Source organism: Pirellulaceae bacterium, assembly GCA_029243025.1.
Classification (GTDB): Bacteria; Planctomycetota; Planctomycetia; order Pirellulales; family Pirellulaceae.
Genome location: JAQWSU010000002.1, coordinates 253531 through 274125 on the forward strand (window position 1 = coordinate 253531; position 20595 = coordinate 274125).

Genomic DNA, 20595 nt, shown 5'->3' on the forward strand with positions numbered 1-20595 from the left:
AATTTTAGCTCCGGCAGCGAAAACGGGGTGGGTTCATGATTCGGTTAGTTCACGTCACAACGGTACCCCAGACGGCCACATCGTTTTTGTCGGGGCAACTGGCTTGGTTGAAGCAGCATGGATTTGAGATCACGGTGGTGACGTCGCCAGGTACTGAGATGGTTGAATTTGCGGAGCGAGAGGGTATTGGAAGTCGATCGCTAGCGATGAAGCGAGCTATTTCTCCGGGGGCCGATCTGGTCTCGCTGGCTCGTTTGATCTCTGTTTTTCAGGAAATTAATCCGCAGATTGTCCATGCACACACGCCCAAGGCGGGCTTGCTGGCGATGCTGGCTGCTGCCTGTTGTCGGATTCCCATTCGAATTTATCATCTACACGGACTCCGATACGAGTCGGCTGTGGGATGGAAACGTGCGTTGCTACAGTCGGCTGAGAAGGTTGCTAATCGATTTGCCACCGACGTTCTTTGTGTGAGTCCATCGGTCAAGCGGCAGGCGGTGTGCGATGGACTTTTTCCGGAGTCGGCAGCTAATGTGCTCGCTAAGGGGAGCATCAACGGAGTTGATTCGCAACGTTTTAATCCAGATCGAGAAGTGGTTTTGCATCGTGCTTTAGTGCGGAAGCGTCTGGGGATCCCGTCGCAAGCCACGGTATTGGGGTTCGTGGGGCGGATGGTGCAGGATAAGGGGATTTCTGAGCTTGTTCGGGCGTGGCGTCAACTTCGAGACGAGTTTCCTGAGTTGCACCTGTTGCTGGTGGGACCCTTCGAAGACGGCGGTGCCGTGTCTCTCTCATTGCAGTCCGAATTGAAGGCCGATTGTCGCGTGCATCTGCCAGGGCTCGACTGGAATGCGATTCCCTACTACACCGCAATGGATCTGTTTACCTTGCCATCTTATCGAGAGGGATTGCCAACCGTTCTGCTGGAAGCAGCCGCGATGCGATTGCCGGTCGTTGCTACTCGAGTCACGGGCTGTGTTGATGCGGTTGTTGAGGGGGAAACCGGTCTGCTTGTGTCACGTGGTGATGCTGGTCAGCTTGCCAAGGCGATTCGCCACTACGTCCGAAATTCGGAATTGCGGCAACGTCATGGGGTGGCTGCGAGAGCGCGAATTGTCAGCGATTATCAGCCACTTGCTGTCTGGCAGAGCCTCTATTCGCATTACCTTCAGTTGCTTGATCGAAAGGGTAATGCCAAACTTCACCGCGCTGGCTTGCAGTTGAGTTGATCTGATTTGCTCAGTTGCGGTTTGCAACAGCGACGGTCGTTCGATCGCTGAGTATTGTGAGGGCGGCGCATAAGCACAGCCAACGATCTGACGTTGGCTGTTGTTGGAAGGGCTGCAGCGTTTTGTTAGTAGCCCGGTTTGGGCAGGGCGAGGAAATCGGAGACAGTAGCCGGTTTTTCAGGGACCGGCTCTTCCTTCTTAATCCATGGCAGGATCGATTTTCGTCGCGCTGTGCGGACCTCCTGGTCGATCTTACTCGCCGATTGCTTGATCGTATTCGACGATTGACGCACTCGGTCTTGGGTGTCTGGCATCAGCCAAGAAGGGACCAACGCCTTGGATTTGGCAAAAAACGCTTTCGTGCCGGTGTTTAACTTGGACAGTGTCGAGGGTTTCGATTTTGCCTTGGATTTTGAGGGCATCTGAGGCATTTTGGGAATAAAGCTCTTAATGGACCATTTGGATGGCTCTTGTGGCTTCGCTTGCGCCCGGGCAGTTGCAGTCGTGAGCAGGGCCAGGGTCACAGCTACGAGGCAAAGACGTACGAACGTCATCGGCTCGACTCCTAAGATAGGGACCAGAGTGATAGGTTTCTTTGATCGAGCCTTGCCGCGAGCGGAAAGAGGCTGCGAATCGCGGCGGAGTGTTTCAGAATTGAGTTGGGATGTCCAGAGCGATTTAACGAAAAAAAGTCGGTTGTCATCGCCGCTACATTTGATGGGTGGGCGAATCCGTTGTGGCAAATCCGTTGCTTGGTTCTCGCCAACGTCGTAACATGACGCTCCGTCCGAAGGGGTGTTGGCTTTACCGGCAAATGAGTGGGAAAGTGAGATGATGGATATGCGAATCGGTTTCATCGGCGCGGGGCAGATGGCGCGAGCCCTTGCGAGTGGCTTTGTAGGATGCGGACTCGTCGAGCCAGGGCGGCTGGTGGTAACTGATATTTCGGAGGAGGCTTGCAAGCAGTTTTCAGCCGATTTGGACGGGGGCATAATTGCAAAAGATGCTCGTGCCGTGGTGGATCAGGTGGATATTGTCTTTTTGGCGGTCAAGCCGGTACACGTCTCGGATGTGGCTGATCAGGTGGGGACAATTCCAACTGAACTTCTGTTCGTATCGATTGCAGCTGGTGTCACGATGGACCGGCTCTGCAAGCTGTTTGGTTCAAATCGAATGGTGCGAGTGATGCCGAACACGCCTTGTTTGATAAACGCCGGGGCAAGTGCTTTTTGCGTGGGGGATTCGGTGACGCTCGAAGAGGCGAAAACGGTGAAATCGCTTTTGGATGCCGTGGGAATCAGTTTGCAAGTACCGGAGGCACTGTTGGATGGCGTGACGGGATTGTCGGGTTCGGGGCCAGCGTTTGTCTTTAAGTTTATTGAAGCTTTGAGTGATGGGGGGGTGCGTGTCGGTTTACCTCGTCATATCGCCTTGCAACTCGCTGCTCAAACGGTTGCTGGTGCGGCACAGATGGTTCTTCAATCTGAGGAGCATCCAGCGGTCTTGAAAGATCGAGTCACAAGTCCTGCTGGCACAACCATCGCCGGAATCGCTGCCTTGGAGCAAGGGGCCTTTCGTGGGACCGTGATGTCTGCGGTGGAGGCGGCCACGGCGAGATCCAATGAATTAGGGAAATTGGACGATTGAGGCTTGGAGCTGCGCGAGTTGAGGGCCCCTGCTGCACAACCGACTGAAAGCCAGTAAAATGGTGCTTGGAGCATTGGGATTGGGAGATGGGAGAATAGCAGTAAGGTTTCCGAATCGGTGCTGATAGCCGTGTCTCCTCACGATGACCAACGATTTCGAAAGGACCGAACCATTGTTCTCGATCATCTGCCAGATCGATGATAAGCATATCCCGCTTTACCGCGTGGTTTGGGTCTCGGACCTCCCGCATTTTTGTGGGCAAGATGATTGTTCGTACGAGGGACGATACGAGGTTCGGCTGGAGCAGGACGAATCGGTTTGGGCCAATCGGGACGAACGCGATCAAATGATTGCAGCTTTGGACGCTTGGCAGGGCGGTATGGGAAGTCCCAAGGATTGGGAGTAGAGAGAATCGGCGAAATTAAAAGGGCGGTGAACAATGTCTCTTTTCGAAAACGATGAATATCAGTGGCGTGAGACTTATTTTATTCTGTTCGAGGAAGAGAATCGACCTCAGGCGGAACAGGTGAGCGGTGCACTCAAGGAACTGGATTCACGCTTTGAAGTGATGAACGTAAAAGCCGACGAAGCGGGGAGATTCGAGTCGCTAACATTAGTCTCTCCGGATGACTACGCGGCCATGGATATTTCTTTCGTGGTCGGAGACGAGGTGGTTGAACAGACGGCGGAGCTGATTGACGAATTGCTCAAGGCTACTTTCACGGAAGAAGAAAAGTCCGCGATTCGAAGTCTTGGTGACTGTCGCTGTCGTTTCGACGTCTATCACTTCGAGCAGTTGACATTCGTAGGTCGCGATGGGGAAGGTGAAGAGGATGACTTCATGGACCCCGGAGCTCTGCTGACGGTGATGGAAAAAATTGCGGAAGTCAGCGACGGAGTCGTTGTCGACCCACAAGCCAACACCATTCTGTAGACGTCCAACACGGGCGGTTCGCAATAACACCTCCATTTCTATGGCCAAAATATGCTTGCTAAGGAAATCAAACCAGGAACTGTCGTCAACTACAACGGCGCGCCTGTCTTGATCAAGACGGTCACCGTTCAAACCCCGTCTGCGCGGGGTGCAGCGACGTTGTACAAGTTTCGAGGACGCAACCTGGTTGCCAAGCAAAAGGTTGATTTGACGCTCAAAGGACCAGAGTCTCTCGATGAGGCCGATTTTCAACGGCGCGACGTCAAGCTGATGTATGTCGATGCGGTCGATATGCATCTACTTGACCAAGTTGACTTCAACCAGTTTTCACTATCTCTGGAAGATGTCGAAGATGAGCGGCCTTACATCACGGAAGCACTCGAAGGGATGCGGGCGCTGATTTATAACGATCAGTGTGTCGGCTTGCAGTTGCCGCTGACCGTTGAATTGCTAGTCACCGAATGCGACCCGGGTGTGAAGGGCGATTCTGCGACCAAGCGGTCCAAGCCCGCCACACTCGAAACGGGCCTGATCGTTCAGGTGCCGGAGTATCTCGCTCAGGGCGAACGAATTAAGATCGACACACGAAATGGTGAGTATCTATCGCGTGCCTGACCCCTGCGGCTTGGTTCGGAAGTCGCCAGGCGATCCAAGAACGAGTATTACCGAGGATGGTTGCTCGCTGAGTTGCGTCCTAGAGTCGCGTACCCACTTCTTCAACCAATTGATCCTCGTCGGGAAACTCACCCGTTTCTAATTTTGAATAGACCAAGTTGTCTCCAAGCGTCAATTCGAAACAGCCTCCGCTCGATGGTTCGAGTGCGAGTGAGCTGATTTTCTGCTTGTAGGTGCTGAGTAACTTTTCCGCCAGACTGACGGCTTTGGGTTCGTAGTTTCACATTGCGCAGTAGCGTAAGTGAGCTTTCATGGTTATCTCCCCAGAATCGGTTGCCCATTGTTTCGGGCTGGTTTTTCGAAAGCAGGACAGAAAACCGCCACGGTGGGCGGTGGCGTTGTGTGCGATCGAGTTTGCCTATCGCTTCTTCTTAGCTCGCTTGGGTGCGGCTTTTTTGGAGACCTTCTTCTTGGCCGAGCTTGTCTTGGATAACTTCTTTTTGAAGGCTTGGCCCCATCCATCGGCATACTTTTCTGTGGAACCTACACGCACGATTGACATTTTCGTTGTACCTCTATAAGTGACGAGCGATACGGTCAGGAACCCGAACTGGTTGCTCCCGATTTCATCTGTGGTAACCGAACCGAGTTTGAGGGTCAAGCCGCTTAAGCCCAGTAATCGGACATCTGTTGGCTTAGGTTGAATGAATCATGGCCGAAACTCCCGTGATCGTGAGAGTCCGCCTCTTGCCAGCGGGCAGAGGCGAGCATCGATTAACGCTGCAGTCGCTTGTACTTGAAACGCTGAGGATCAGTTGATCGGGCCCCCACGCGTTCCCGCCGCTGTTTTTCATAGGTTTCAAAGTTTCCTTCACACCAGTGAATGTAGGCATCGCCTTCGAAGGCCAGAATGTGTGTCGCAATTCGATCAAGGAACCATCGATCATGACTGATTACGACCACGCATCCCACAAAATTCAGGATCGCTTCTTCCAGGGCCCTTAACGTGTCGACGTCGAGGTCATTGGTTGGTTCGTCAAGCAAAAGCACATTGCATCCCTGCCTCAAGAGCTTCGCCAGATGGACACGATTTCGTTCACCACCCGATAGGGTACCCACCGTCCGCTCTTGATCGGAACCGCGGAAATTGAAACGAGAGACGTACGCGCGGGCATTGATTTGACGTCCTCCCATCTGCAACGTGTCATGACCACCCGATATCTCTTCAAAGACAGTCGCCCCATCGGCCAGTGAGTCGCGCGACTGGTCGACATAGCCGAGTTCCACGGTCGATCCGATTCGCAAGACTCCGTTTGTCGGTTCCTGTTCGCCCGTGAGCATGCGGAATAAGGTAGTTTTTCCCGCTCCATTGGCTCCGATGACTCCAACAATGCCCCCTGGTGGTAGGCGGAAATTGAGGTCTTCGATCAACAGTTGATCGTCAAATGATTTGCTGACATGCTCTGCCTCGGCAACCAAATCTCCCAAATGTTGACCGGGTGGAATCTGGATTTCGAAATCTTCGGGGCGTTCCTCGAATTCAGCAGATGAGAGCTGCTCGTAGGCTTTGATACGAGCCTTGTTCTTGGCCTGTCGGGCCCGCGGGGCCATTCGAATCCACTCCAATTCACGCTGCAATGACTTCTGTCTCGCGCTGACTGACTTTTCTTCCGCCGCCAATCGAGCCTGTTTTTGATCGAGCCAAGAGGAGTAATTTCCTTCCCAGGGGATGCCTCGACCACGGTCGAGTTCAAGGATCCAGCCTGCCACGTTGTCGAGGAAATAACGATCATGCGTGACTGCGACAACGGTGCCCGGGTAGTCGGCAAGGTGTCGCTCAAGCCAGGCAACCGCTTCGGCATCCAGGTGATTAGTTGGCTCGTCGAGCAATAACAAATCGGGTTGTTCGAGGAGGATTTTGCACAGTGCAACCCGCCGCCGCTCGCCACCGGACAAGCTCTCGACATCGGCGTCTCCGGGGGGCAAGTTCATCGCATCCATCGCAACTTCTACTTGACGGTCGAGATCCCAAAGATTGCCGGCGTCAATCTTGTCCTGAACTCGCGATAATTCGTCGCACAGCTTCTCCATTTCTTCCGCTTCGATCGGCTCACCCAGTTTGGCATTTATTTCGTTGAAGCGATCTAAAAGTTGTCGCTTTTCCTGGACAGCCTGAAGCACGTTGCCGAACACGTCCGTGCTGGAATCAAGTTGCGGTTCCTGGGACAGGTAACCGACGGTGAACCCTTCTGTCAATCGAGCTTCACCGTCAAAATCCGTATCCAGGCCGGCCATGATTTTGAGCAGGGTGCTTTTGCCAGCACCATTGCGTCCTAAAACGCCAATTTTCGCTCCCGGATAGAACGCTAGCCAGATGTCAGCGAGCACCTCTCGAGGGCCATGCTTCTTGGTCAAATTGGCAATGGAGTAGATATATTTGTCGCCCATCATTTCCTTCTTGAATGTTTGCGGAAAGCGGTCGGTTTCAGCGGTCGGTTTCAGCGGATGTGAAGCTTTAACGCCTGGGTACCCTCTTCCGAATGTTCCTGGTGTGCGCTGCGTAACGAAAAATTTGACGTGATGGATCGTAGGTAGACGATGTCTGGTGTGAAAGCTCACCCTTGGTTTGCCCGCCGCTCCTGGTGAAACGGATCGAGCCTCCTCGTACTGCAACGGCTCGCCCCGCCAACCATCCGGTTTTCCGGGAGCACCATCCCTGCCGCAAGCACAGCTGTTCCCCGCAGCTGTGCTTGTTTTTTTGATTTGAGTGCTGAAGTCAATCATCCTACGATTTTCGTGCTCAGTTGTGGAGGTGGTTGGAGGGCTTTGAGGAAATCCATCTCTCGAAACGACGCGGTTGAAGGGACTTAGATGAGAGTCAACGCGCAATTCAAGCGGCGTCAACCCATCGGATTGAGATCAATGGCTCGATTCACGGCTTCGACTGCATTAATGCTCTCTTTTGACGAATACGAGGGTGTCAAAAATGAGAAGCAAATCGGTTGTCGCTGACGGAAACGAACCACTTGTGTGATGAATTCTGGATGGATCCGCGGGCTTTTTGCCGATTCAATCGCATCTTGGTTTTCGTTGCCGGCCCGTGTTGTCCACGGACATTGTTTTTTTAAACCGAACCCTGTCGGTTGAGATTCGGATTTGTTGACGCCAGGCAGCCGTAGCCATAGAATCCGGATCGCCACTGACCGTCTTCATTGGGTGAGAGATCAAGGCCTTCTCACTTCATGAACGTCCCATTCAAGTTGATTGTCAATCAAACGGAGATTGATCTCCGTAGCGAACGAGCGGGGAGGACACCGGGATGGATCAAGACACGGTCGGTCGACCGATGGAGATTCTGCTGGTCGAAGACAGCCTGGCCGATGCCAAGTTGGCGATTGAGGCATTGCGACGCGGCGATATCAAGCACCGCCTCACGCTAGTTCGGGATGGTGAAGAGGCGTTAGAGTTTCTTCAGCAGGAATCTCGTTTTACACACGCTCCTCAACCCGATTTGGTGTTGTTAGACCTCCATTTGCCAAAGCGTGATGGTCGCGACGTTTTGACGGCGATACGCTCTGAATTGGATTTCAAGCAGATACCCGTCGTGATCTTAACGGCCTCCAAGGCCCATGAGGACTTGGTGCGAAGCGAGCTTTTGCAGGTTGATGCCTACATGGTGAAACCGGTCGACCTCGAGAAATTTGTCGAACTTGTACGTCAGTTACGACATTTTTGGCACGCCGACGTGATTCTGCCGACGTGATTCGGCTCTCGTTGACCGCTTACTCCCACTCGATGGTGGCAGGTGGCTTGGTGCTGATGTCATAGCTGACTCGATTGACACCTTTGACCTCGTTGATTACGCGAGTCGAAATCCGAGCCAACAGATCATAGGGAAGTCGCGACCAGTCGGCCGTCATGAAGTCATCCGTATCAACACAGCGAATGACGGCCGCATTTTCATAGGTTCGAGCATCGCCCATGACGCCCACGCTCTGTACCGGTAGCAGGACGGCAAAGGCCTGGGCCGTTTGTTGGTAGAGGCCTGCCTGTTTGATTTCTGTGACGACGATATGGTCGGCATGTCGGAGCGTCTCAAGTCGTTCCTTGGTCACTTCGCCCAGACAACGGACGGCTAGACCTGGACCGGGAAACGGATGTCGCCAAACAATTTCTTGTGGGACTCCGAGTTCTTCTCCCAATCGTCGGACTTCGTCTTTGAATAAATCCCTGAGTGGTTCGATGAGTTCGAATCCTAGGTTTTCAGGCAGTCCCCCCACGTTGTGATGTGTTTTGATTGTGGCGGCAGGCCCATCTTTTGCAGCGCCACTTTCAATTACATCCGGGTAAAGCGTGCCTTGTGCCAGAAAACGGGCGTTATCAATACCAGCCGCTTCTTTTTCGAAGCAATGAATGAACTCATGACCGATTCGCTTTCGCTTTTCCTGGGGATCTTCGATGCCCGATAGAGCCGTCAGGAATTCTTTCTCAGCTTTGATCACATGGAGATCTGTTTTGAAATGGTTCGAAAATTCTTTGATGACGGCTTCTGCTTCATTCATTCGCAGCAACCCATTGTCGACCAAAATGCAGGAAAGTTGCGAGCCTAACGCTTGGTAGAGCAAAGCGGCTACGACGGACGAATCGACACCGCCTGATAAGCCACAAATGACGCGGGAGTCCCCGACCGTTTCTCGGATGGTTTCGATCGTTTCACGCGCAAAATCGCCCAGTTTCCAGGTGCCACTACACTCGCAAACCGAGACGAGAAAGTTTCTCAGCACGGTCTTTCCTAAAGCGGTGTGCGTTACTTCTGGATGAAATTGAAGTCCAAATACTGGAAGGTCTCGGTGGCGGACTGCGGCAATCGGACAGGTATCGGTCTGAGCCAGGGGAATGAAGTTGGATGAAACTTGAGCTACCTGGTCTCCATGACTCATCCAAACGTCTGTCTCGGTGGGCAAGCCGTCGAAAAGGCCTGCCGACTCGTTGATGCGACAGCGAGCGCGGCCGTATTCTCGAGCGGGGGCGTTTTTAACTTCTCCGCCCAGCGCGTCGCAGGCCAGCTGCATCCCGTAGCAAATTCCCAAAATGGGGATGCCCATGTCAAAAATGGCCGAATTGCACTTCGGAGCCCCTGTTTCGTAGACGCTTGAAGGGCCGCCGGACAGAATCAGACCTCGTGGTGCATGTTCTCTGATTCGTTCAGGTGCAATGTCGTGTCGGACGATTTCACAGTAGACGTTTTGTTCACGAACGCGGCGAGCGATCAGTTGGGCATACTGTGAACCAAAATCCAATACGAGGACTCGTTCTTGAGCGATCCTGGGGCCAGCCGTTTGATTTGTCGATGAGGCCGTGCTCATGGGGCCGTCCTTTGCTGTCAGGTGTCCGAACAGACACCGATCGGTTCCGGTTTCAAACCCCGGATTATAAGAATCGAGACCATCTGTCGCCAGTAGCAGCAGGGGGCTGACCGTCTTGAAGCAATCGTAATTCCTCGTATAGTCACGACTTGGTTGACCTCAAACGCTTTCTCACGGTCGACTTGCGAATCGTGCCACATCCGCTTGGTGTGATGCTGGAATCGGGTAGGTTTTGAGCTTTTCTTGATCGAAAACTGGCCCTTTTTATTGAATTTATGGCGCAGAAAAGAGGAAATCCCGTGCAGATTCTCTTGACCAACGACGATGGCATCTATGCACCCGGCCTAGCTGCAATGGAGCGTGAATTACGAAAAATTGGAGATGTGTGTGTTGTTGCACCGGCCACCGAGCAGAGCGGCGTGGGCCATTCCATTACCTTTTTGAGTCCCTTGATTGCTCGGGAGGTATTTGAGGCGGACCGTCACCGAGGTTGGGCTGTGGAAGGGAGTCCGGCGGATTGTGTGAAAATCGGCGTTTTTGAATTTTGTCCCCGCAAGCCTGACTTGGTTGTAAGCGGCATTAACGGTGGTTTGAATGCCGGGATCAACGTGCTCTATTCGGGCACGGTTGCAGCGGCGATCGAAGGCGCTTTTTTTGGAATCACCAGCATCGCCGTTTCGCTGGAACATGACGAGCATGCTCAGTTCGATCGAGCAGCGGAGATGGCTCGTGGAATTATCGAACAACTGTTGCAGCAGAAGAGAGCTTCCCAACAACTGTTCAATTTGAATTTTCCCACCGCGGCCATGGACGAACCCAAAGGCCTGCGTGTGGTTCCGATGGGGGTCGAACGCTACGGCGAATTGTATATCAAACGTCAAGATCCCAAGGGGCGGGACTACTTTTGGGCTACCAATGATCCGCCGCCTAAGCCGTCGGAAAACGACACTGACTTGACATGTCTGGCGGAGGGGTACGCGACGCTGACATCCTTGGATTACGATCTTACCAAATTTGATATGCAGCGAGAAATGCATGACTGGGAGATCGTCTTGCCCGAACAAAAACGCTGAGATAAGCCTCTCCTCGTTTGAGTCTCGGCAATGGCGTCATTGGCCGATTCCCCGACGCGGATCCTGCAATTGATAGCTGCGGATTTTCCAGCTGTTACCTTTTTTACGCAGTTGCACGACCACATACCGAGGCACGATCTGACGTCCCCATCTTTCACGACGGTCGGTCGCTGTCGCGACCGCGTTGAAGGAAGCTTCGCCGCTCACCAATCCGTTTCGTCGTGTGACGGTTGCTTGGAAATTACGCTTGATCGTCACCTTTTCGATTTGGGCTGTTTGCAACAAGACGCGGACGTCATCCGCCAATTGTGGGTTGTCGGATGAAAAGTGGGCGACGACGGCGTCGATGTTGTTCGCTTCAACTTGTTTGGCGATCGTGTCGATTGTCTGCCGGATCTGTTCCGATTCCGTGACCACTAGTGCTTGAATCACCAGCCAACCAGAGGTGATGGCGACCACCATCAGGCATCCGAGCAAAGCACGACCTGAACGGGTCTGTGTCCAAATCGCGGTAGCGATTGCGAATAGTAAGGCACCGACAAACAACGGTACCGCGGGTTGTTCGAACATCCAATTCATGCTGTCCACCCAGACTGCACTGTTGCGGATTTACGCCCCTCTGCTTCTCCCCTGCCCCGTCTGCTTTCGTCGGTCTGCGTTGACGAGGTCAAACTAGTCGGCACGTTTGCGGCCGCGAAATCGCTGCCACCATAATCCGCTCCAACCCACAACGAGCAGAATTCCTGCAATCAAGAAAAGGGGGTCAAGTGAAATGATCATATTGTCGACCGTTGACGGTTCGACTGGGCCGTCCGCACCCGAAACGGCTTGTCCTGCGCTCTGACGGGCTGAAAATTGACGCTCAATCTGAGATTGTCGCCGGCCGTATTTCGGGCTGCTCAGATAGAGTGCGATTAGGGCCGCTGTGCCAAACAGATAGACCCAGAACCAAATCGAATCAGTGAAACTTTCGGGCTTGCGCTCGGATGCTTCGTTGGTGGGAGGCACGTCAGACATCATTACTTCCGCGGGCACCATCGGTTTGCATGTCCGATGGTGCGGCTGCCCTGTGACTTGTCACGAGTCGGAGATGGGTTTGTTTTCGGGTTAACGCTTGGGGAACAGAGGACCGCCGTATAGAGCTGCTGCTCCGAGCTGTTCTTCGATGCGGAGTAACTGATTGTACTTTGCCATCCGATCCGTTCGCGATGCCGAGCCCGTTTTGATTTGACCCGTAGACAAGGCGACGGCCAGATCGGCAATCGTCGTATCTTCCGTTTCACCACTGCGGTGGCTCGTGACGGCACTAAAGTTATTTCGCCCGGCCAACTGAATTGCCTCGATTGTTTCGGTGAGGGAGCCAATTTGGTTGACCTTGATTAGGATGCTGTTGGCAATTCCTTCATCAATACCCCGTTGCAGTCGTTCGGTATTGGTGACGAACAGGTCGTCGCCTACCAGTTGGACTTCGTTGCCCAACCGAGTGGTTAGCATCTTCCATCCTTCCCAATCGTCCTCGCTGCAGCCGTCTTCGATCGAGCAGATGGGGTACTTCGAGACCCAATTGGCGAGGAAATCGACCATGCCCGCCGAGTCGAGTTCACCACCGTCAATTTTGTATTTGCCGGTTTCTGGATTGTAGAACTCGGTGGCAGCAACATCGAGTGCGATGCGAACCTGCTCTCCTGCTTTGTAGCCGGCTTTGTCGATTGCTTCGAGAATGAGGTCCAACGCTTCGACGTTGCTGCCCAGGTCGGGGGCAAATCCGCCTTCATCGCCGACTGCCGTGTTGAGCTTTTTGGATTGCAACACTTTTTTCAGGTGATGAAAAATCTCGACTCCGCATCGCAAAGCTTCGCTGAAGGTGTCGAAGCCAAGTGGCATCACCATGAATTCCTGGACATCGACCGAGTTGTCCGCATGCTCACCGCCATTGACAATGTTCATCATCGGTGCCGGTAGGATACGAGCACCGGCTCCGCCCAAATATCGATAAAGCGGTTGTTCGGTGTAATTCGCGGCGGCGTCGGCAACGGCCATCGAGACTCCCAGAATGGCGTTGGCTCCCAAGTTCTTCTTATTGGGAGTCCCATCCAGAGCGATCATGCGTTGATCGATTGCGACCTGTTCCCGTGCGTCTTCGCCCAGCAACGCATCCGCGATCACCGTGTTGATGTTCTCGACGGCTTGGGTGACACCTTTGCCCATGAATTCGCTGGCGTCTACGTCTCTCAACTCCCATGCCTCGTGGGCGCCCGTGCTGGCTCCGCTTGGAACTGCCGCGCGACCGGTGGTTCCGTCGGCCAGATGGACATCGGCTTCCACCGTTGGGTTGCCACGACTGTCGAGAATCTGTCGGCCTTGGATGTGTACGATGGTGCTCATTTTGTCTCTCGCTGGTTTGTAAAAGCAAAGTTGCCCGCTGAAGTCCGAAGAGGCGGAATCGCTTGGCAACAGGATTTATCGGTTCGGTAAGAAAATCGGGATGCGCGAGGCTCAAGGATCGCTGTTCGACACCCTATTCGCGACTTATTTTGCCCGATTCGACAATTGTTTTCTAGGTGACGCATCCACGTGTTGCGAAATCTCCCCGAGAGTTTCACAATTGGCGGGGGACGTCGGTGGCAGGGCGAATTAAGATTCGAGCGTGAAAAGGGGCTAGATTTCGATGTTTGCGGGAATTGTGGAGGAGTTAGGACGCATTGTCGAGGTTCGGCCCGATAAGCCTGGGTGTCGGCTGGTGGTTGACGTCGATACGGTTCTGGGCGGCACGGGGATTGGGGACAGTATTTCCATCAACGGTTGTTGCCTCACCGTGGTCAAGATGGATGGTCCGCGTCTGGAATTTGATGCGGGGCCTGAGACACTGCAAAAAACCAATCTTGGAGAACTTGCGGCGGGCTCGCAAGTCAATCTGGAACGATCTCTTGCGATCGGAGATCGACTTGGAGGTCACTTTGTGACCGGCCATGTGGATGCGGTTGGACAAGTCGATGAACGGGTTGACGATAAAGATTGGTCAACGTTTTGGTTTCGGGTACCGGCCGAATTGACCCGGCAAATGGCTTCCAAGGGATCCGTTGCCGTCGATGGAATCAGCCTGACTTTGGTCGATGTGACCGATGACCGCTTTAGTGTTGCCCTGATTCCTCATACATTGCAGGTTACGACATTGGGTAAAAAGAAGTTGGCTGACAGTGTGAATATCGAAACAGATCTGCTGGCGAAGTATGTTCAGCAGCAACTGACCGGAGAGGAACCGTTATCGTAACGGAGATTTATGTCGTCAAAGAAGCAAACGGTTTCATTCTTACGTGAGCGTTTTCGAGAAGTCGGATTTCGACCGTACGCTAAACACGGTCAAAATTTTCTGATTGATCTCAATTTGTTGGACTTGCTTGTCCGTGTTGCGGATGTCAACTCGTCCGATGTGGTCCTCGAGGTGGGCGCTGGGACAGGCTCCTTGACCGCACGAATTGCGGAACGCGCTGCAGCAGTGGTGACCGTGGAAATCGATCCCCATCTTGCCCAACTCGCGCTGGAACAGCTTGAAGGTGCTGACAACGTTACGCTTCTACAACAAGATGCGCTCCGCAATAAGAATAACTTCAGCCCGATCGTCATCCAAACTTTACAGGAGAAGATGGCGGAAACTGGGCAGACCGATTTCAAACTGGTGGCCAATCTTCCCTATTCGGTCGCCACACCGATTATCTCAAATTTGCTCAATTGTGAGATTACGCCTTCAAGTATGACCGTCACGATCCAAAAGGAGTTAGGTGAAAGAATTGTGGCCACGCCACGCACCAAGGATTACAGCAGCTTGAGCGTTTGGATTCAGAGCCAATGTTATGCGGCCATTGTCCGCGAAATGGCTCCCTCCGTTTTCTGGCCACGTCCCAAAGTGGATTCCGCGATCGTCCAAATGGTGATCGATCGGCTGAAACGTTCACAAATCTCGGACTTGGGGGCTTTTAATCAATTCATTCGCGGTGTTTTCTTACACCGGCGAAAGTTTTTGCGAAGTGCTTTGGTGAGTTCGCAGAAGCAACTGTCCAAGTTGGAAGTCGACCAAATCATGCAACAATTGGGCTTCACTGCCCAGACTCGAGCTGAGGAGCTGGTGGTTGAGCAGTTGTTGAGTCTCTGGGAAGCCGTCGCCAATTTTCCAGCGGAACCGCCGCCGGTTGAAAAATGATCGTTTCGAGGAAGTTTCGCAGGCTTTCGTTTCCCAAATCGAAGCCATCTGTTAGATTGGGATGATTCCGTTTGTAACTACGCTGACTGCAGTGGAGCAGGTGTTGGATGAAGTTTGTTGAACTATCAGGCGTTGTTTTGACCAGGGTGATTCACGATGACGAAATCCCAGAAGAGGATTTGCGCCGTGCCGGTGTGAACGACGACAGCGTCGTCCGCATCAACGAACAGGGGGACATCGAACTGCGCCGCACCGATGGTTGGGATATCATTGGCGGTCTGCTGGGCGATTTTCGCAACCGAATTCAAAAAGAAACCGGAATGGATTGGGCCTGAGATGCCCGATTGTCCGCGAAGCGATCAGGACGTTCGGAGGACTAACCGCTTGGGGGGGCTATCAGCCTCAGGGATCCCGTTGAACGGGCGGCTCAATCGACCCGCCCGAAAGCCTAACTAAATTCAGTCGAGTGGCTCGTTTGGAAATAGCGTTCGCTGAGTCTGTCGAGGTGGCTCTCTGCTGTCTCCCAACTGAATAACAAGCCATTCGCGTATCGTGAGCAAAATTTGCTGCTGCTCTTCATCACGCAATCTTCGACCTTTGGGGATTTGATGCCATTTCCAGAGACAACTTCTGCAGCAGGTCGCCGTCGCATGTTGTGCAATGAAGACGGGATGACCTCGCATTGGCGTTTGCTGGCCATCGTTCGTCGGCATCTCCGGCGCTAATCTGTCTCGAACGAAACGTTGGGCGTGCTGCATCACCACATCCAGCGTCTTGAGTAGAAGATATTCCCGATCTTTGTTTGTCAGCTGGAAACGTTGCCGAAACTTACTTTGGCTCAGATCGGGATTTGGACCGGTGGGCAGCATGTTGGGAGGGTCGTTCATGGCAAATCCAGGGCCCCTTTTACCCACGACGAGATTCGAGCTTCAGAAAAAAACGCGGCGGATTTGATCGCAAAGGCCTTTCCACGCGGGGCAAAAGTTGAATCTCAAACGACGTTGGAGCTGCCTTGAGTTTGTGATTGCTGAGTGAAATATGATAGCGGGTGAAAGCAATCGGTTGGTGAGTCAACCCGGTTTTCGGATTGCCCCTCGGCACTCAGGATGACTTTCCCACCCGCTCCGCGAGGAGCGGTCGCGTCGACAGCTTGGCCTCGGTTATCGACTCGCTTTGCTGGATTTTTTATCGTTGCATGTTTTTTGTGGCCAATCGACTGCTCCAATTTAGCCGCTAAGTGGAATCTATGGGGGGAGTCACTGCGGGATCGACTCGGCCGACTGAGACGAGGACGAATCGTGCGAAAAGAAGGTGGTGGCAGTTCTTTGTGAGAGTTGGGGGATCTAGTTGGGATGGTTCGATGCGGTTAGAATCTGGGTGCGTGCTGAATGCTCTTGCGAGCAACAGCCGCTCAGATCACCGACTGACGCAAGGCATTTTGTCGGCCGATCACGCGCTGCCTCCCTCGGCTTGAATTTCACGATTGGAAATTATGTGAGTGGATGCGAGGCTGCTCACAATTCCTCGCTTGATGCTTGGAAGTGCTTGGAAGTGCTTGCATACCTGGTGGTAGCCGCGGTCTTCAACACCGTTGGGCCGCATGTAAAGCATGTGGTCGGTGGGTTCGATTCCCATGCACTTCCGCCATTTTTTTCTTGTTATCAGTCCGGAGCTTGCTCTGTGATGCTGGATTGAGAACCGCTTAGGTCGACGATCATGAATAATCTTTGGGGGCTGCGATCGGGATAACGCGAAACTCTTCTCGGCGCTGCCCAGCTGGTTTGATCGCCAAGCCTTGACATGTTAGGCTGGCGAGGCATTTTAGGATGTGTTGAGGCCGCTTGCAGGCCGATACTCTTTGCAATTGGAGCTAGTTTTCGGTGGCTGCGTTACGGCAGGGACTTTCGGCTGTGCAGAAGCCATCTTCCTACATGCGACGGACTACATGTGACGGACCGATCTGACGCGTGATGGGGCACCATCGGTGATTGGTCCACAACGGCGCGGTTGGCAGGAATGGGTAGGAGAGTGGTCGCCCAGGAATGTCGGCTTTCCTTTACTTCCACAGCCTCCAGTGCTGGAGTTAATGCGACGGTGAGCCTCGAAAAGCTTCTTGCACCTTTCAAACCGCCGACTGACAGTTTCGTACACCGTTTGCGTTACTGGTTAGCCGAGCAACCGGAAGAACAGGCGTTCTCCTTCCTCCTGGATGGGGACGACAATTCAACCAGTTATACGTACGAACAGTTGGATCGGCGGGCTCGTGTCATTGCCCACCGGTTGCAGCGGATGGGGATGCAAGGTGAGCGCGCTTTGTTACTGTACCCACCTGGTTTAGATTTTGTCGCCGGATTTTTCGGTTGTCTTTACGCTGGCGTCATTGCAGTGCCGGCTTACCCACCTCGCCGCAACCGTAATATGCATCGGATTCAGGCGATTGCCGATGACGCTTCAGCTCGTCTCGCCTTGACGGTGTCGGATGTGCTTCATCGGACGGAGAATTTGCTGGACGAAGGTTCGACGATGCACGGTCTGACCTGGTTAGCCACGGATGAGTTGTCCGATGACCAGGCAGACGGCTGGGAGATGCCCCCGGTCGATGGAGACACGTTGGCCTTGTTGCAGTATACCTCAGGCTCTACCGGATCGCCCAAAGGCGTGATGTTGAATCACGGCAATATCGTACACAATTGTTCTTTGATTACAGGAGCTTTTGAAGCGGGCCGTGAAGTGGTGGGAATGTCATGGTTGCCGACTTATCACGACATGGGCTTAGTTGGCGGTGTCCTGAATCCACTGTACATCGGCCGGCCGAGCATTCTGATGTCGCCGATGTTGTTTTTGCAGCGCCCCGTGCGTTGGTTGAAGGCCGTTTCGAATTTTTCGGTTACGATCAGCGGCGGTCCCAACTTTGCCTACGATCTGTGCACCCGAAAGATCACAGAAGATCAGCTCACCGACATTGATTTGAGTAGTTGGACGCTCGCCTTCAACGGTGCCGAACCCGTTCGACGCGAGACGTTGGAGAAGTTCTATCGTCGGTTTGCCCCCTACGGTTTCCGAAAGGAAGCGTTTTATCCCTGTTATGGAATGGCCGAGACGACGTTGATTGTCACGGGGGGAGCGCGGCGAAAACCGCCGGTGGTGCGTTGTTTTGATGGGAGTTCTCTCGACGAGGGCCGCGTCAACGTGGCGGCACCCGATGGGGATCGTGGCCGTTATGCGATCGGTTGTGGTCGCAAATTGCAGGATGAAGAAATCCTAATTGTTGACTCGGATACCCGAACGGAAATGCCTGAGGGTCGGGTGGGTGAAATCTGGATACGAAGCGGGAGTGTCGGCAAGGGATACTGGAATAAACCGGAGTTCACGGCAGAGACGTTCGAAGCACGATTGGCGGATGATGACGATGAACGTCGATTCTTGCGATCGGGTGACCTAGGATTCTTTCACGAAGGTGAACTCTTCGTCACCGGACGCATCAAGGATTTGATCATCGTCCGTGGTGTCAATCGCTATCCCCAAGATATTGAAATGACGGTGGAACGGGCCGACCGACGTGTCCGGAACGGGGCTTCCGCGGCTTTCGCCGTTGATGTCGAGGGGCGCGAGCGACTGATTGTGGTGAGCGAGGTCGAGCGAAATCGGGACGATGACTGGGATGAGGTCATTGATGCCATTCGACGCGATGTCACGACAGAGCATGAATTGCCCCCGGATGGCGTGATTTTGGTTCGCAGTGGTTCGATCCCCAAGACATCGAGCGGCAAGATCCAGCGACACGCCTGTCGACAGGGGTTTCAAGAGGGATCGCTAGTCACCATCGCTCGCCGCTGCCTTTGGGAAACGGAAGCAACGCCACCCGACACACCCGAAGAAGCGGTCCTGCCTGTCAACGGCACGGTATCCGCGGCTGATTCGGTTCGCGTGCTCAATACGGTGATGCAGCAGGTGAAGGCGGTTGCCAAGGAGCGAGCCAAAGAAATCTATCCCCAGACAAGTATTGTCGAGTTGGGACTCGATTCACTTGAACGGATGGAAATCATCAATCTGTTGGAAGAAACATTCGGTGGTCAGTTGCCGGAAGATGTATTGCCGGAGATCGAAACTTGTCAAGAAGTTGCTGACGCAGTCATTACCCACTTGGGTGCGCGACAGGCTGACAAACCTGGCCGTCGGCGCTTTGAATCCATTCCGGCTGAGAACTATGACTTTGGGCAGATGACGGAGTACCTGCAGCTAAAACGGAATATGGAGATTCTCCAGTCAACCGGCTTGCCCAATCCTTACTTCCAACGACATCAAAGCGTAACACGGGATACGACCATGATCGATGGTCGTGAATTGATTAACTTTTCAAGCTACAACTATCTCGGTATGTCGGGTGATGCAGCCGTCGCTGAATCCGCGAAGAAGGCGATTGATCAATACGGCACGAGCGTTTCCGCAAGCCGTCTCGTTTCGGGACAAAAGACGATCCACACGGAATTGGAACGCGAGATCGCTGATTTTGTCGGCGCCGAAGACGCTTTGGTTTATGTGGGCGGTCATTCCACGAACGAGACCACAATTGGCCATCTGTTTGGACCGGGTGACCTGATTCTGCATGATGCACTCGCCCATAACAGTATCATTCAAGGTGCGATTCTTTCCGGTGCTCGGCGTCGTCCGTTCCCTCACAACGGTTTCGAGGAACTCGATCAGCTGTTGAAGGAATTAAGGCACGATTATCGTCGTGTGCTGATTGTCGTTGAAGGCGTCTACAGCATGGATGGTGATTACCCTGACCTGCCGGAATTTGTGGCAGTCAAGAAACGCCACAAGGTGTTTTTGATGGTTGATGAGGCTCATTCGATTGGGACGATGGGAGATCACGGGCGCGGGATGGCCGAATTCTTTGGGATAAACCCCCCCGACGTTGATCTGTGGATGGGGACTCTCAGCAAATCTTTTGGCAGTTGTGGCGGATACATTGCCGGTTGTCAGCAGGTGGTTGAATATTTGAAATATACGGCGCCGGGTTTCGTTTACAGTGTGGGGCTTTCACCATCGAACGCGGCGGCTGCTTTGGAGTCGATTCGTTTGCTGCGACAAGAACCCGAGCGGGCTCGCAAATGTATCAAAAATGCCCAATTATTCCTGCGGGAAGCACAGCAACATCGGCTGTGTACGGGCTTAAGTAAAGATACGCCCGTTGTACCGGTGGTGATTGGAAGTTCAGTCAACGCGCTCAGGTTGTCACGCCAGCTTTACGAACGGGGAATTAATGTTCAACCGATTCTGTACCCCGCAGTGGAAGAAAGTGGGGCCCGTTTGCGTTTTTTCGTGACCGCCTCGCACACCACCGAACAGATCGTCGAAACGGTAAAAGCCGTGGCGGAAGAGCTGGCTCAGATAGCTCCTGCCTACTTTGCACAGTCGGGAGAAACGCCCCGTCCGGTGGGAAATGCCGTCTAAAATCATCACCTCACCCGTGTCTCTCGGGAAAAAAGGTGTTGCGAAGTTTTCCTAGAATCATAAAAATGACTGTCGT

General features: G+C 53.4%; 19 protein-coding genes and 1 tRNA gene. 12 read left to right on the forward strand and 8 right to left on the reverse strand.

Going from position 1 to position 20595, the window contains the following annotated elements; genetic code table 11:
• The first annotated feature begins 35 nt into the window (after positions 1–35).
• Positions 36–1229 (forward strand): glycosyltransferase family 4 protein, encoded by a 1194-nt coding sequence (locus P8N76_01185; protein MDG2380265.1) that lies wholly within the window; start codon positions 36–38, stop codon positions 1227–1229.
• 125 nt (positions 1230–1354) lie between these two features.
• On the opposite strand, the gene P8N76_01190 is transcribed toward P8N76_01185, so the two are convergent.
• Complete coding sequence (locus P8N76_01190; protein MDG2380266.1) at positions 1355–1783, reverse strand: hypothetical protein; 429 nt, start codon at positions 1781–1783, stop codon at positions 1355–1357.
• Between the two features lie 277 nt (positions 1784–2060).
• On the opposite strand from P8N76_01190, the gene proC reads away from it, so the two are divergent.
• The 4 genes from proC to P8N76_01210 all read left to right on the forward strand — a co-directional run bounded on the left by proC (position 2061) and on the right by P8N76_01210 (position 4425).
• The gene (gene proC / locus P8N76_01195) at positions 2061–2876 is read left to right on the forward strand and encodes a pyrroline-5-carboxylate reductase (protein MDG2380267.1); all 816 of its coding nucleotides are present in this window, start codon (positions 2061–2063) and stop codon (positions 2874–2876) included.
• A gap of 172 nt (positions 2877–3048) precedes the next feature.
• The gene (locus tag P8N76_01200) at positions 3049–3282 is read left to right on the forward strand and encodes a hypothetical protein (protein MDG2380268.1); all 234 of its coding nucleotides are present in this window, start codon (positions 3049–3051) and stop codon (positions 3280–3282) included.
• Positions 3283–3315: 33 nt separating this feature from the next.
• The gene (locus tag P8N76_01205; protein MDG2380269.1) at positions 3316–3810 is read left to right on the forward strand and encodes a hypothetical protein; all 495 of its coding nucleotides are present in this window, start codon (positions 3316–3318) and stop codon (positions 3808–3810) included.
• A 51-nt stretch (positions 3811–3861) separates the two neighbouring features.
• Positions 3862–4425, forward strand: a complete 564-nt coding sequence (locus tag P8N76_01210; protein ID MDG2380270.1) for a translation elongation factor EF-P — start codon at positions 3862–3864, stop codon at positions 4423–4425.
• Between the two features lie 418 nt (positions 4426–4843).
• On the opposite strand, the gene P8N76_01215 is transcribed toward P8N76_01210, so the two are convergent.
• Both P8N76_01215 and ettA read right to left on the reverse strand, forming a co-directional pair.
• Positions 4844–4987, reverse strand: coding sequence for a hypothetical protein (locus P8N76_01215; protein ID MDG2380271.1), 144 nt, complete (start codon positions 4985–4987; stop codon positions 4844–4846).
• Between the two features lie 212 nt (positions 4988–5199).
• Positions 5200–7209: an energy-dependent translational throttle protein EttA gene (gene ettA / locus P8N76_01220; GenBank protein ID MDG2380272.1), complete on the reverse strand. Its 2010-nt coding sequence runs from the start codon at positions 7207–7209 to the stop codon at positions 5200–5202.
• Positions 7210–7744: 535 nt separating this feature from the next.
• Here ettA and P8N76_01225 point away from each other — a divergent pair.
• The gene (locus P8N76_01225; protein ID MDG2380273.1) at positions 7745–8188 is read left to right on the forward strand and encodes a response regulator; all 444 of its coding nucleotides are present in this window, start codon (positions 7745–7747) and stop codon (positions 8186–8188) included.
• Between the two features lie 19 nt (positions 8189–8207).
• Here P8N76_01225 and guaA read toward each other — a convergent pair whose 3' ends face one another.
• A complete protein-coding gene (guaA, locus tag P8N76_01230) occupies positions 8208–9791 on the reverse strand; it encodes a glutamine-hydrolyzing GMP synthase (protein MDG2380274.1) in 1584 nt (527 codons plus the stop codon).
• 299 nt (positions 9792–10090) lie between these two features.
• Between guaA and surE the strand changes: the two genes are divergently transcribed.
• Positions 10091–10864 (forward strand): 5'/3'-nucleotidase SurE, encoded by a 774-nt coding sequence (gene surE / locus P8N76_01235; protein MDG2380275.1) that lies wholly within the window; start codon positions 10091–10093, stop codon positions 10862–10864.
• A 36-nt stretch (positions 10865–10900) separates the two neighbouring features.
• Here the strand turns inward: surE and P8N76_01240 are convergent, their stop codons facing one another.
• The 3 genes from P8N76_01240 to eno form a co-directional block, all read right to left on the reverse strand.
• Positions 10901–11443, reverse strand: coding sequence for a hypothetical protein (locus P8N76_01240; protein ID MDG2380276.1), 543 nt, complete (start codon positions 11441–11443; stop codon positions 10901–10903).
• A gap of 93 nt (positions 11444–11536) precedes the next feature.
• On the reverse strand, positions 11537–11884 hold the full coding sequence (locus tag P8N76_01245; GenBank protein ID MDG2380277.1) for a hypothetical protein: 348 nt from the start codon (positions 11882–11884) through the stop codon (positions 11537–11539).
• A gap of 87 nt (positions 11885–11971) precedes the next feature.
• Complete coding sequence (gene eno, locus P8N76_01250; GenBank protein MDG2380278.1) at positions 11972–13249, reverse strand: phosphopyruvate hydratase; 1278 nt, start codon at positions 13247–13249, stop codon at positions 11972–11974.
• A 283-nt stretch (positions 13250–13532) separates the two neighbouring features.
• Here eno and P8N76_01255 point away from each other — a divergent pair, with 283 nt between their 5' ends.
• From P8N76_01255 to P8N76_01265, 3 genes are all read left to right on the forward strand, one after another.
• Positions 13533–14135 (forward strand): riboflavin synthase, encoded by a 603-nt coding sequence (locus P8N76_01255; GenBank protein ID MDG2380279.1) that lies wholly within the window; start codon positions 13533–13535, stop codon positions 14133–14135.
• Between the two features lie 9 nt (positions 14136–14144).
• A complete protein-coding gene (gene rsmA, locus P8N76_01260) occupies positions 14145–15062 on the forward strand; it encodes a 16S rRNA (adenine(1518)-N(6)/adenine(1519)-N(6))-dimethyltransferase RsmA (GenBank protein MDG2380280.1) in 918 nt (305 codons plus the stop codon).
• A 107-nt stretch (positions 15063–15169) separates the two neighbouring features.
• Positions 15170–15397, forward strand: coding sequence for a hypothetical protein (locus tag P8N76_01265; protein MDG2380281.1), 228 nt, complete (start codon positions 15170–15172; stop codon positions 15395–15397).
• A 123-nt stretch (positions 15398–15520) separates the two neighbouring features.
• On the opposite strand, the gene P8N76_01270 is transcribed toward P8N76_01265, so the two are convergent.
• The gene (locus tag P8N76_01270) at positions 15521–15949 is read right to left on the reverse strand and encodes a DUF4186 domain-containing protein (GenBank protein MDG2380282.1); all 429 of its coding nucleotides are present in this window, start codon (positions 15947–15949) and stop codon (positions 15521–15523) included.
• Between the two features lie 660 nt (positions 15950–16609).
• Here P8N76_01270 and P8N76_01275 point away from each other — a divergent pair.
• A tRNA-Sec gene (locus P8N76_01275) sits at positions 16610–16709 on the forward strand.
• Positions 16710–17078: 369 nt separating this feature from the next.
• Positions 17079–20519, forward strand: a complete 3441-nt coding sequence (locus tag P8N76_01280; GenBank protein MDG2380283.1) for an aminotransferase class I/II-fold pyridoxal phosphate-dependent enzyme — start codon at positions 17079–17081, stop codon at positions 20517–20519.
• The last annotated feature ends 76 nt before the right edge of the window (positions 20520–20595 follow it).